A 13,390-nucleotide genomic window follows, 5' to 3' on the forward strand; every position below is an offset into this window, starting at 1 on the left:
CCCCTCCAATCACACGGACATCTGTTTACTTCTCCAGCCTTGTCTTCAGCACTTCCAGCCCGGCCAGTATCAGGCCGCCCAGAAGGAAGAACAGGATGCTGAATGTCTGAAGCCCCAAAGGCTCCATGGGAACATCCAGGGTAGTCGGTCCCTTGGTGATGGCATACAGCGAACCGATCATCAGGCCCAGGATGGCATAGATGGTCTGGGAGCGGTAACGCTCCAGGCACATTTTAATGGTTTTTATGATTCCCACGATTCCGGTGATGACACCCATGCCAAACACCAACAGTATGGGTACGTAATTCAGGTTCATGTGAAGCAGTTCCTTCACGGCCCCGATAATGGGCACATAGATACCGAATATGAGAAGCAGCGTGGAACCGGAAATGCCGGGCAGCACCATGGCGGTGATGGCTACCATGGCAGTAAGGAACACATATGCCACAAGGCCCATTGACAAATGTTCCACCGAGACATTCATGCCCTGCCCGCCCGCCGGATTAAAATAGGAGATACAGAACACCAGCCCGATGCCAAGAACCGTGAACACCAGGTTCCCATATCTTCCCCGGATGGAATCCTTCTCTTCCCGTATGACCATAGGCACCGCAAAAAAGGTAAGCCCCATGAACACGGAGCTAATCTCATATATATGTTCCTGGAACAGCCCTGACAACACAAGCACGGACAGGCAGAATCCTGCCACCCATCCAACGCCTAATTTAAAAAGAAAGAAGAATGCCTGTTTCCTTCTGGCATTGTCCTTTCCCATCAAATCATTTAATGAGTTAATGAACTCATCATAAAATCCAAGTAGAAAAGCAATGGTCCCCCCTGACACGCCCGGCACGCTGTCCGCCATGGCCATACAGAACCCCCTGATTCCGTTTAAAAGCACACAAATTCCCTCCTGTCGATTTCTCCCCACAATTATACATGAAATGTGGGGAATTTCAAGTAAAATATAAACCTGTATTTCATTTTACCCTTTTATGTGATATCATAGTGCTAATTTAACCCATAAAAGCAAGGAGGTATAGTATGTATGAACTGATACAGACCGGCAACAGAAGCTTCTACATTAACTGTCCTGCCAAAATCGGCGTATTCCGGATAGATGGTTCACGGATATGTCTGATTGACAGCGGCAGCGACAAGGACGCCGGAAGGAAAGTACGTCAGATTATGGACAGGGAAGGATGGAGCCTGCACGCCATCATCAACACCCATTCCAATGCAGACCACATCGGCGGCAATAAATACCTGCAGCAGCAGACCGGCTGTAAGATTTACGCCAAAGGCGTGGAGGCGGCATTCACAAGCCATCCCCAACTGGAACCCGCTTTCCTGTACGGAGGTTATCCCTTCAAGGACCTGCGGCACAAATTCCTCATGGCCCCGGAAAGCCAGGTATGTGACATAAGCGCCATGGCGGAAGATGCTGCATTATCAGAACTGGAACTGATCCCGCTGCCAGGCCACTTTTTTGAGATGATTGGGGTGCGGACGCCGGACCAGACCGTCTTCCTGGCAGACTGCCTCAGCAGCCGGGCCACCCTTGACAAATACAAGGTATCCTTTATCTATGACGTGTCCTCCTATCTTCAGACCCTGGACCGGGTCATGGAAATGGACGCCCCGCTTTTTGTCCCGGCCCACGCCGAAGCAACGGACAGCATCAAGGACCTTGCCATGTACAATAAGCAATGTGTCCATGAAATTGCCCTTAAGCTCCTTGACATCTGTACCACTCCCCAGACCTTTGAATCCGTCCTCAAGACGGTATTTGATGATTATGGCCTGACCATGACCTTCCAGCAGCATGTATTGGTAGGCTCCACCATCCGCTCCTACCTTTCCTGGCTGAAGGATGAAGGCAGGCTTACTGCATACGTGGAAGGGAACCGGATGTTCTGGTCGGTATCCGATGAATGAGGAGGCCAGGACAGGCAGGGCTGTACAACCCGACGATTGTACGGCCCTGCCCAAAGCCAATCTCCTATTCGCTATTCGCCCTGGAGCGCATCAAATCCCTGCTCTCCCGTCCGCACCTTAATCACGTTCTCAACATCGTATACGAAAATCTTGCCATCTCCGATATTTCCCGTATAAAGAGCTTTCTTGGCAGTTTCAACCACCTGATCCACGGGAACCTTGCTGACAACCACTTCCAGCTTTATCTTTGGCAGCAAGGCCACCTCCTCCACCTGAACACCCCTGTAATAATTCATATGGCCTTTCTGGGTGCCGCATCCCATGACCTGGGTCACCGTCATTCCGGTGACGCCCAACTCCGACAGGGCATCCTTAAGTGAAATGAATCTGGCCTGGTTAAACACCATCACAATCTTGGTCAGCTTTGTTTTTGCAGGCACTGGTTCAGAGTCAGGGAAATGTTCCACTGTAATAGCCTTTTCAACAGACACATCACCTTTTCCTTCTTCCGTTGTCTTACCCATGAATACCATTGGCATGAAGTCTGCATAAGAACTGGAAAGATTGTGTTCGGTTGCATCCAGCCCCTTTGTCTCCTCTTCCCAGCTGGCGCGAAGCCCAATGGTCTTTTTCAGCACGGTAAAGGTAAAGGTCATGGTAACTGCCACCCAGACAATCACCGCCGCCACGCCAATCAGCTGTACACCCAGGAAATGAAAGCCTCCCCCGTACGCCAGGCCGCCGTCCGCTGCAAACACCCCGGTCAGCAGGGTACCTGCCGCGCCGCACATCCCATGGACCCCGATGGCGCCAACCGGGTCGTCAATCCTGCACACCTTATCAATGAACTCTATGCCGGATACAACCACAAAAGCAGCAATCAGACCGATAAAGAACGCGCCGGCCGGCGTTACCAGGTCACAGCCGGCTGTGATGGCTACCAGTCCTGCCAGTGAACCGTTCAGTGTCATGGATATGTCCGGCTTCTTATAGCGCAGCCAGGTGATGATCATGGTTGCGACGGTTGCGGTTGCGGCAGCCAGGTTGGTTGTCACGAAAATAGTTCCGGCTGAATAAACAGATGCGTCACTATCCATGGATACGGTGGAACAGCCGTTAAACCCAAACCAGCAGAACCAGAGGATGAACACGCCCAGGGCACCGAGTGTAAGGCTGTGGCCCAGGATGGCTTTGGGCTTTCCGTCTTTATCATATTTTCCCATACGGGGACCAAGAATCTTGGCTCCCACCAGCGCGGCCACGCCGCCGCACATATGGACTGCGGTTGAACCTGCGAAATCATGGAAGCCCATCTGGGCCAGCCAGCCTCCGCCCCAGATCCAGTGTCCGGATATAGGATATACAACCGCGCTGATGACTGCGCTGTAGATGCAGTATGATATGAATTTGGTGCGCTCTGCCATTGCACCTGAAACAATGGTTGCTGCCGTTGCACAGAAAACCGTCTGGAAAATCAGGAAAGCCGGAAGAGGGACCCCTGCAGGAAGGATGCCGCTGTAGTCCCCCCTTACCAAGGGGTCAAATCCTCCAAAAAAGGCGCCCGCGCCGCCAAACATGATGCCAAATCCCGTAAGCCAGAACAGCGGGGTGCCGATGGCAAAATCCATCAGGTTCTTCATGATGATGTTGCCTGCATTCTTAGCTCTTGTAAAGCCGGTCTCTACCATGGCAAAACCTGCCTGCATGAAGAATACAAGGGCTGCGCCCAGCAGGACCCAGATTGTGTTTACAGCTGAAAATTCCATATAATGTTCCTCCTTATGTTTGATGATGGGGATGTCTGGAATACAAAAGGGTGTATTGCCGCCGGTACCTGACGATTGCAATACACCCCTTTGTGCAGCCTGTTACTCACGTAAGAACAGAAAAAGCGCCGGACGTAAGCACCGGCGCTTTTCTTATGTGGCTTATTATAGTATTCCATGTTTTAAAAGTCAACCATTAATTACCAGTTTGTTAATAAATCATAAAATTCCTATAAAATATATCCTATTTTCAGCAAAACGCAGAAATCAGATACACAGAAACCAGACACGCGGAAATCATCTTCTGCTCACTGCCTTCCAGCGGCCGGCCTGGGACACGAACTGTTCATTCAGCCAGTCCACGCCTTTGGCAATCCCATCCGCATCAAATTCCAGGAGGATTTTTTCTTTTTCCTCTTCCGGGGTGGCGTCGTATCCATATGGTTCCGGCCACACGCAGACCCCCAGCTTAGGTTTTTCCTCACCTTCCGCTTCTGTTTTTTCCATCCGGAAACGCATTCCCTGATAGCTGCCCGTAAACTTTTCCTTTTTCAGGAAATTAATAGGCATGAAATCTTTCAATTCCAACATATAACACACCTGCCTGTCTGAAGTAATCGGGATTATTTCTCATTCTCACCCAGTTCTGCCAAGGTGACTGCCAGACTGCTGATCTCCCCGTCCTCCACCTGGCTGGCCGTGTACAGGGTATATTTGGTACTGCCCCATTCCCAGGCAGCCAGGCGTCCGCCGCTTTCCGTGGTCTTAATCTGTATCTCAGCCACCTGTCCGCCGCTGCCCGCTGTCTCGTTTATGACGCCGTCTTTGAAACGCTCAAATATTCCCGCAAAATCCTCTGCCGTATCAGATGCACGGTAGGTATACCCTATATCATTGAAGGTGAAATGAATATCAGCCACCTCTCCATTAATAATAAAATAGGAGGAATCCACTGCTTCTTCTGGCAGCACCATATGAACCCCGATTTTCTCAAAGGCAAGGACATCATCCACCTCTTCCATGGGGTTGGGCATGCCCGGATTCCCAGTGGATTCCTCAGCCTTGGCGGATGTTTCAGCAGGTGTGGCTGCACTTGGCGCAGGTTCCTTTCCCCCACACCCGCCAATCATGCACGCTGTCAGGGCTGCTGTGAGCAGGACTGCCCATTTACCGGTCTTCCTATAAAAATCCATATACATTTCTCCCTTCCATGCAAACTTAACCGCGTTCCAGAGTGTGCCTGAAAATTGCTTTCCGTCAGATGTGCGTCCCACTTTGTGGGAGATTTGGCCCAAATGAGCGCGGCGTAGCGGGCTACGTTAAGTGAATTTGGGCTAAATATACCGCGAAGTGGGACGTGCAGATGGCGGGAATGAATTTTCATACACGCTCTAGCCCAACTGTCTCACAATACTCCTGAAGGGTCCGGTGCAGCTGGCCTTCTGAAGTCCCGTCACACAATACGACTATCTTATCCCCGGCCCGCAGGATTGTATCCCCCCGCGGTACGAACTCAGCATCGCCACGCATCAGGGAAACCACCAGACAGGTCCTGGGCCACGCAATGGCAGCCACCTTTTGTCCCTCGGCAGCGCTCCCGTGATAAATCATCCCTTCCACCAGTACCTTTTCCCCTGTGAGCGTGGCCTTATTATCCGGGTTCTGTTTGGCCAGCAGACGGTGCAGCAGCTGGTCGTATACAGGCGCACAGCGCAGCATATCCGGCACCAGATAGGCTGCCAGGGATACCATGGACAGGGTCAGCAGATGGGAGAAGGAACCGGACATCTCACTAATCAGGATGATTCCCGTAATGGGGGCCCGCACAATGGCTGAGAAATACCCGGCCATGCCAAGTATGATAAAGTTGACCAGAAGCCCTGAAAGCGATGGGCTTATCAGTTCTGCCACACGGTAATAGATACTCCCGATGATGGCCCCCAGCACCAGCAGCGGCAGGAATATGCCGCCCGGCGCCCCGGAACCGAAGCTGACCATGGAAAAGCAGAATTTGACCACCAACAGCAGGCAAAGGGAACCAAGTACAAAATCACCGGCAGACATCTCTTCCACCAGCGCATGCCCCCCGCCCAGCACGCCGCGGTACAAAAAGCCGAACACACCCGCAAACATGAATGGAATCAGCACCCGTACCACGGGCCAGGGAATCTTCCCGTACAGGTCCTGGGTCTTTGACAGGACCGTGTTGTACACCACTCCCATGGTCCCGATCAGCACGCCCAGAAGAAGCACGTGCCCGTATGTGTTCAGGGGCATCATATGAGTGATGGTAAAGGTAAAGACCGGCTTCAGGCCGAATACATTCCTGGAGACAAAGTCTGAAGTAATGGACGCTGCCATGGAAGATAAAAGCAGTTCCGGTGAAAAGTGCTTATGTACTTCCTCCAGGGAGAACAGGATACCCGCAATGGGCGCGTTAAAGGCAGCCGAAAGGCCGGCGCTGGCCCCGCAGGTAATGAGCAGCTTTTCCTCGGTCTTGACACGCCTGGTCAGTCTGGAAAATCCCTTGGCAGCCATGGCTCCCAGCTGGATGCTGGGGCCCTCCCGTCCCAGTGAGAGACCGCATCCCAGGGACAGGATGCCGCCGCCCAGCTTGGCAATCAGCACCCGCCACCAGCACTCGTCAATCTCCCCAATGATTTCGCCTTCCACCTGCGGTATACCGCTTCCCGAAATCAATGAATCCCATTTAAGCAGACCGGCCACTGCAAAGGCTGCCGCTGCCAGGATGAGGAACCAAACGGGAATAAACCAGGTGTTGGCCTTTCCATAATCCAATATGGTATTTAAGAGAGTATCCGCATATCCAATCAGATACCTGAACGCCACTACCACGGCGCCCGCAATGGCTCCAACCGCAACTCCTTCCAAAATCAATTCATAACGAAAACTCCGGTACCGGTTAATAGTGTGGGTAACCGTATGTTGTTCCGGCTGCATAATATTTCCCCCCTGTATATCCGTCCTGAAATCAATCACATCTCGCTGTATGTGCCTTTAAATTTAACCAGCTTCGGACGGTAGCCTGCGCCTGTAAGGGCAGCCACAATCTGATTCTTGTGCTCCGTGCCGAAGGCCTCCAGGGTAATGCGCAGCTCCACGGCAGCGTTCCTGTTTATGCTGATGAACTGGTTATGTTCCAGCTTGATGATGTTGCCCTGTTCCTTGGCAAGCAGGGCAGAAACCCTTGCCAGCTCACCCGGCTTATCCGGAAGCAGCACCGATACGGTGAATACACGGTCCCTCTGGATCAGGCCGTGCTGTACAATGGAGGACATGGTGATGACGTCCATGTTGCCGCCGCTTAAGATGGAGACAATCTTCTTTTTCTGGACATCCATATGTTTAAGGGCAGCCACGGTAAGAAGCCCCGAGTTCTCAACTATCATCTTATGGTTCTCAACCATGTCGAGGAAGGCCACAATCAGTTCGCTGTCATCAATGGTGATGATATCATCCACATTTTCCTGGATATAAGGGAACAGCTTTTCACCCGGCCGTTTGACCGCTGTGCCGTCCGCAATGGTATTGACCTCGGAAAGCGTGGTCACCTGTCCCTGGCGCAGGGACTCCTGCATGCAATTGGCACCGGCGGGCTCCACACCGATAATCTTAATCTTGGGGTTCAGAAGCTTGGCCAGGGTGGACACGCCCGTGCACAGACCGCCTCCGCCAATGGGTACTAATATGTAATCCACGGTGGGCAGTTCTTTTATGATTTCCATGGCAATGGTGCCCTGTCCCGTGGCAACGGCCAGGTCATCAAACGGATGCACAAAGGTCAGGCCCTGCTCATCTGCCAGCTTATATGCATAGTCGCAAGCTTCATCAAACACATCCCCTTCCAGGACCACCTCCGCGCCGTAGCTCTTGGTGCGGTTTACCTTCATGAGGGGGGTTGTGGTAGGCATCACCACCGTTGCCTTGACGCCGGCCAGCTTGGCCGCGTATGCAACACCCTGCGCGTGGTTGCCGGCTGAGGCGGTAATCAGGCCCTTGGCCTTCTCATCCCCGCTCAGGGTACTGATTTTATAATAAGCGCCCCTAACCTTGTATGCGCCGGTATACTGCATGTTTTCCGGCTTAAAGTATACCTTATTGCCGGTCTGGGATGAAAAATATTCACTGTATACAAGCTTTGTTTCTGTCGTCACTTCCCTTACAAGGTCGGACGCCTCCTCAAATTTCTCTAATGTCAGTTCTTCCATAATCAGTCCTTCTTTCCCTTAGTACCTGTTGCTGTGCCCCTGCCCAGTGCCGTACCAGTAATACCCTTTACTATATCACGTCAATTCATTAAATTCAAGGTTGATTGGGCACCATTACCCTGCTGTCTTCTTCTGTACGTTAAAAAGTGCATTGACAAAATCATCCGCATTGAACTTCTGCAGGTCATCAATCTGCTCGCCAATCCCGATGTATTTGACCGGAAGCCCCAGTTCGGACTGGATGGCAACCGCAATCCCGCCCTTGGCCGTACCGTCCAGCTTGGTCAGTATGATGCCTGTGATATCAGCCACATCCATGAACTGGCGCGCCTGTGCCAGTGCGTTCTGTCCTGTGGTGCCGTCCAGGACCACCAGCGTCTCCCTGTACGCATCGGGATATTCCTTGTCAATGATCCGGTTGATTTTCTTAAGCTCCTCCATCAGGTTCTTCTTATTATGGAGCCGTCCCGCCGTGTCGCAGATCAGCACATCTGCCTTCCTTGATTTGGCGGCAGCCACCGCGTCATAGATGACAGCTGCCGGGTCAGAGCCTTCCTGCTGGGCAATGATATCCACACCGGCCCGGCCGGCCCATTCGGTCAGCTGTTCAATGGCAGCCGCGCGGAAGGTATCCGCCGCAGCCAGGATTACCTTATGTCCCGAATCCTTAAGCTGTCCGGCCAGCTTGCCCACGGACGTGGTCTTGCCCACCCCGTTGACGCCGATGACCAGGACCACGGACTTCCTATGTTCAAACTCATAGGCGTTCTCACCCAGGTCCATCTGCTGCTTAATGCTGCTGATCAGAAGCTCCTTGCATTCCTCCGGCTCCTTAATATGCTGTTCCTTTACCTTGGCCCTCAGATCCTCCACAATGGACATGGTGGTCTGGATGCCCAGGTCGCCCATAATCAGGGTTTCTTCTATCTCCTCATAGAAATCGTCATCAATGGCGGAAAATCCGCTGAAGATGGAATCAATTCCCGATACGATATTGTTGCGGGTCTTGGCAAGCCCTTCTACCAGCCGTCCGAAAAACCCCTTTTTTCCCTCAGCCATAACCTTTACTCCTTATCTGTCATATCAATTTATCAATAATCATATCATATTCCGTTTTAATTTTCCAGGTCATCTGCAATCAGGTTCACGGAAACCAGGGTGGACACGCCCTTTTCCTGCATGGTGATCCCGTACAGGCGGTCGGCCGCCATCATGGTACCCCTTCTGTGGGTGATGACAATGAACTGGGTATTCTTAATCAGCTTATGCAGATATCCGGCAAACCGGTCCACGTTGGAGTCATCCAGCGCAGCCTCAATCTCGTCCAGAAGACAGAAGGGCGAGGGTTTCAGGTTCTGTATTGCAAACAGCAGCGATATGGCTGTCAGGGCCTTCTCGCCGCCGGACAGCTGCATCATGTTCTGCAGTTTCTTGCCCGGGGGCTGTGCAATGATCTGGATGCCTGCTTCCAGGATATCCTCATCCTCCATCAGTTCCAGTGTTCCCCGGCCGCCGCCGAACAATTCCCTGAATACTTTGTCAAATTCAGCGCGGATTTCAGCAAACTTTTCCTGGAACTGGCGGCGCATCCCCATATCCAGCTCCTCGATGATTTTCTCCAGTTCGGCCTGGGCCTGTGTCAGGTCCTCATACTGTGTCTTCATGAATTCATAGCGCTCAGACACTTCCTTATAGTCCTCAATGGAATTCACATTGATGTTGCCAAGGCCCTTAATCCTGGCCTTCAGCTCATCAATCCGTTTCCTGACCTGGGGGGCTGACTGGTATTCTTCCTTTTTAAGTTCCAGCGCAGTGGAGAAGGTCATCTCATACTCGGTCCACATGTAGCTGGTAGATGCTTCCAACTTTTCCTCCAGCTTTTCCTGGCCGGCCTGGACACGGAACATATCCTTATCCAGTTCGGCCAGACGGGCGGTCAGTTCCTCGCGCCTGGCAAAGAATCCCTTCTGCTCAGATGCCATTGCTTCTTTCCTGGCCGTATGGCCGGCAATCACTGCTTCCAGTTCCTCCATCCTGGTCCGGGCGCAGGAAATCTGCTCCCGAATCTGTTCAATCTCCTGTTTCTTCCCAAGGATAATCTGTTCCGAACTGCCGCTGCCGGCTTTCAGGGAAAGGAATTCTTCCTCCAGCTTGCGGATTTCCCCGCGCACACGGATTGTATTTTCCTTGATGAAATCCTGTTTCTGGGTCAGGTTGGCAGTCTCCATCTGAATCGCGGACAGGGCCGCGGCGGCTGTCTCCCGCTCCTTCTTCGCATCCTCCAGGCAAAGGCTTTTTTCCTCAATCTCCTTGTTGGCCTGGCTGTTCTTAAGTTCCAGACCAAGGGTGTCATCCTCCAGGACGGAGCGGCTCTGGGCAATCTCCTTAACCTGTTCCTCCAGCTGCCCATGTTCCCTTACAAGATCCCCGGAGGAATCCGCGATTTCAGCCTTCTTGTCCTCCAGCTGGGAAATGTTCATGCGGATTGTATTTTCCTGTAATGCCAGCTTCTGCAGCCTGGTTTTCAGCTGCTCCAGCTCACCTTTCTTTTCCTGGGCAAGGCTTTCCTTTAAGGCCAGCTCATTCTGGATTTTCTCTATCTGTACCAGGGCCTTGCTGCAGGTTTCCTCCAGTTCCTCAATCTCCCTGCGGCGTCCCAGCAGGTTGCTGCTGTTCTTAAAGGCGCCGCCTGTCATGGAACCGCCCGCGCTTAAAAGCTCGCCCTCCAGGGTGACGATGCGCAGGCTGTACCTGTACTTCCTTGCAAGGGCAATGGCGTTATCAATGGTATCCACCACCACAACCCGCCCCAGAAGATACCGGGCCAGCCCCTTATACTGTCCGTCCACCTGGACCAGGTCATGGGCCAGTCCCAGGACGCCCTTTTCCTTAAGGGCTGCCGGCTGTGAAAAATTCTGGCTTCCATTGATGCTGGTCAGGGGCAGGAAGGTCGCCCTCCCGTACCGGTTCTTTTTCAGGTATTCAATCAGCTGCTTGGCAGTTGCCTCTGAATCCGTGACAATGTTCTGTATGCTTCCGCCCAGGGCTGTCTCGATGGCAATCTCGTATTTCTGTTCCGTGGAAATGATATCAGCCACCACCCCATGGATCCCATGGACCCGGTCCCGGACTTCCATGACGCGGCGGATGCTGTTGCCGTATCCATCATACCGTTCAGCCAGGTTTTTTAAGGACTCCAGCTTGGTATAGGCCATATGGTATTCCTGCTGTGTATCATTCTGGTTGCGGTTTAACCGTTTGGCATCGGTTTCCGCCTCTGTCAGGGCGTCCTCCGCTTCCTGGGCCTTAAACTGCCCGTCTTCCAGCTGCTGCCTTACTTCATCCAGGGCAGCCTGTTCCTTTGCAATCAGTTCATCCTGGACCGATTCATCGCTTTTAAACTTAAGCAGCTTCTGGGTTACCTCACTGCGCCGCAGGTTTATCTGCTCCAGCATGGTCTCATAGCGCTGCCTGCGCGCTGTAAGGGATGCCTTCTCATTCAGGGACTGGATGATGACGCCCTTGGCTGCCTCGATTGACTCATCCAGGTTCCGTATAAGCTCATCCTGGCTGTTCAGCCTGGCCTGGGCCTGTTCCTGACGCTCCCTTGCATCGGTGACCTGCGAAACCATCCGGCCATATTCCTCCTCGTAGGAGGAAAGCTGCCCTTTCCTGACCTCCAGCTCCCCGGTGATGACGGTCCTGCGGCTTTCCAGGTGTTCCTCATTCATCTCCTCGGTATGTATCTGTTCGTTCAGGACATTGATCCGGCCTTCCAGGCTGCCCTTTGATACGGTCTCCTGGTTCAGTTCCTGGCGGTCTGACGCAATCTGCCCTTCCAGATCGGCAAGGCCCTGCTCCAGCTTCTCATATTCCTCCTTAAGACGCCCGGATTCCTTCCTGGTGTCCTCCATGTCCCCTGCCAAAAGACTGCGCCGTTTTGCCGCTTCCTCCAGCTGTCTGCTGATAATGTCCGTATCCATAAGGAACAGGTTGGCGTCGCAGAGCTTCAGTTCCTCTTTTAACTGAAGGTATTCCCTGGCTGCCTTGGACTGACGTTCCAGGGGGCCCACCTGCTTTTCCAGTTCCGACAGGATGTCGCTTACGCGGATCAGGTTGGCCTGCTCGTCCTCCAGCTTTTTCTGGGCAATGTTCTTCCTGCGCTTGAATTTAACAATGCCGGCAGCCTCGTCAAACAGCTCGCGCCTCTCCTCGGGCTTTCCGCTTAAAATCTTATCAATCTGTCCCTGTCCGATGATGGAGTATCCTTCTTTGCCGATACCCGTATCATAGAACAGTTCGTTAATATCCTTAAGACGGCATGCGCTGCCGTTAATCATGTACTCACTTTCACCAGAACGGTACAGGCGGCGTGATACCGTGACCTCGTCATAGTCAATGGCCAGCTGATGGTCGCTGTTGTCCAGGGTGATGGCCACATAGGCAAAGCCCTGGGGCTTCCTCATCTCTGTTCCGGCAAATATGACATCCTGCATGCTGGCGCCGCGCAGCTGCTTGATTCTCTGTTCCCCCAGCACCCAGCGCACCGCGTCCGCCACATTGCTCTTGCCGCTTCCGTTGGGGCCCACAATACCCGTGATACCGTTGTGGAACTCAAACAACAGTTTATTGGCAAAGGACTTGAACCCCTGAATCTCAATACTTTTTAAATACATACTTCACCTGCTTATTATTCTGCGTCTGCCAAGGTATCCAGAGCCCTGAGTTTCAGGATGCCGTTATAGGCAGCAACCTGTTCCGCGGCCTTCTTGGTGCGGCCCATGCCTCGGCCGATTTCCGTGTCACCTATTTTTGCACAGACTTCAAATGACTTGTTGTGGTCCGGCCCTTCCTCCTTGAGGATTTCGTAGGACAGGGCTTCTGCCTGACGGCTCTGCACCATTTCCTGTAAGATAGTCTTGCTATCATAAAAGAGCTGCTTATGTTCAATATCATTCAGGATGAAATGATGGATGAACTCTTTTGCATTAGCAAAACCACCGTCCAGATAGATTGCCCCAATCAGGGCCTCCATTGCGTCGCTGACCACGGAATTGCGCCCGCGTCCGCCGGTGGCGTCCTCGCCCTTGCCTAAAAACAGATACTCCCCCAGCCGTATGTCCCCTGCGCAGTAAGCCAGTGTGGGTTCGCATACAATGCTGGCGCGGATTTTCGTCAGGTCGCCTTCAGGCAGTGTGTCATACTTGTGGTACAGGAAATCGCTGGTCACGATTTCAAGGACAGCATCCCCCAGGAATTCCAGACGCTCATTGCACCTGCTGTGGTCCAGGCGGTGCTCATTGGCATAGGAGCTGTGGGTCAGGGCCTGTGAAAACAGGTTCTGGTTCTTGAACTGATAATCAATCCTTTCTTCCAATTCTTTCAAATGGCCGTTCATACTTTTCCTTCTTTCTTGAATATAATAAACAAAATGCTGGTATTTACGCAAGTCCGTAC

Annotated in this window: 10 protein-coding genes and 2 pseudogenes; 2 read left to right on the forward strand and 10 right to left on the reverse strand. The window is 52.6% G+C overall.

Features of this window, described 5'->3' with window-relative positions:
- Positions 1-25: 25 nt before the first annotated feature.
- Positions 26-901, reverse strand: a complete 876-nt coding sequence (locus DWX59_RS14245; protein ID WP_319638799.1) for a DUF368 domain-containing protein — start codon at positions 899-901, stop codon at positions 26-28.
- Positions 902-1,044: 143 nt separating this feature from the next.
- Here DWX59_RS14245 and DWX59_RS14250 point away from each other — a divergent pair, with 143 nt between their 5' ends.
- Positions 1,045-1,938 carry an MBL fold metallo-hydrolase gene (locus DWX59_RS14250; protein ID WP_117559886.1) on the forward strand — a complete coding sequence of 298 codons (894 nt, stop codon included), beginning with the start codon at positions 1,045-1,047 and terminating at the stop codon, positions 1,936-1,938.
- A gap of 71 nt (positions 1,939-2,009) precedes the next feature.
- Here DWX59_RS14250 and DWX59_RS14255 read toward each other — a convergent pair whose 3' ends face one another.
- The 4 genes and pseudogenes from DWX59_RS14255 to DWX59_RS30000 all read right to left on the reverse strand — a co-directional run.
- The gene (locus DWX59_RS14255) at positions 2,010-3,704 is read right to left on the reverse strand and encodes an ammonium transporter (protein WP_117559887.1); all 1,695 of its coding nucleotides are present in this window, start codon (positions 3,702-3,704) and stop codon (positions 2,010-2,012) included.
- A 297-nt stretch (positions 3,705-4,001) separates the two neighbouring features.
- Complete coding sequence (locus DWX59_RS14260; protein ID WP_117559888.1) at positions 4,002-4,295, reverse strand: hypothetical protein; 294 nt, start codon at positions 4,293-4,295, stop codon at positions 4,002-4,004.
- Between the two features lie 32 nt (positions 4,296-4,327).
- Positions 4,328-4,897, reverse strand: coding sequence for a hypothetical protein (locus tag DWX59_RS14265; protein WP_165641479.1), 570 nt, complete (start codon positions 4,895-4,897; stop codon positions 4,328-4,330).
- Positions 4,843-5,028: pseudogene (locus DWX59_RS30000) on the reverse strand (DUF6783 domain-containing protein); the annotation flags it as partial. The gene DWX59_RS14265 and the pseudogene DWX59_RS30000, both read right to left, overlap by 55 nt.
- Between DWX59_RS30000 and DWX59_RS30005 the strand changes: the two are divergent.
- Positions 4,966-5,124 (forward strand): annotated as a pseudogene (locus DWX59_RS30005) (DUF6783 domain-containing protein). The pseudogenes DWX59_RS30000 and DWX59_RS30005 overlap by 63 nt on opposite strands.
- On the opposite strand, the gene DWX59_RS14275 reads toward DWX59_RS30005, so the two are convergent.
- The 5 genes from DWX59_RS14275 to rnc form a co-directional block, all read right to left on the reverse strand.
- The gene (locus DWX59_RS14275; RefSeq protein ID WP_117559891.1) at positions 5,085-6,665 is read right to left on the reverse strand and encodes a ClC family H(+)/Cl(-) exchange transporter; all 1,581 of its coding nucleotides are present in this window, start codon (positions 6,663-6,665) and stop codon (positions 5,085-5,087) included. The pseudogene DWX59_RS30005 and the gene DWX59_RS14275 overlap by 40 nt on opposite strands.
- A 35-nt stretch (positions 6,666-6,700) precedes the next feature.
- Positions 6,701-7,933: a threonine ammonia-lyase gene (ilvA, locus tag DWX59_RS14280; RefSeq protein ID WP_117559892.1), complete on the reverse strand. Its 1,233-nt coding sequence runs from the start codon at positions 7,931-7,933 to the stop codon at positions 6,701-6,703.
- Between the two features lie 114 nt (positions 7,934-8,047).
- On the reverse strand, positions 8,048-8,992 hold the full coding sequence (gene ftsY, locus DWX59_RS14285) for a signal recognition particle-docking protein FtsY (RefSeq protein WP_117559893.1): 945 nt from the start codon (positions 8,990-8,992) through the stop codon (positions 8,048-8,050).
- Between the two features lie 56 nt (positions 8,993-9,048).
- Positions 9,049-12,609: a chromosome segregation protein SMC gene (gene smc / locus DWX59_RS14290; protein ID WP_117559894.1), complete on the reverse strand. Its 3,561-nt coding sequence runs from the start codon at positions 12,607-12,609 to the stop codon at positions 9,049-9,051.
- Positions 12,610-12,623: 14 nt separating this feature from the next.
- A complete protein-coding gene (gene rnc / locus DWX59_RS14295) occupies positions 12,624-13,331 on the reverse strand; it encodes a ribonuclease III (RefSeq protein ID WP_117559895.1) in 708 nt (235 codons plus the stop codon).
- Positions 13,332-13,390: the final 59 nt, after the last annotated feature.

The organism is Enterocloster aldenensis, from assembly GCF_003434055.1.
Lineage (GTDB): Bacteria > Bacillota > Clostridia > Lachnospirales > Lachnospiraceae > Enterocloster > Enterocloster aldenensis.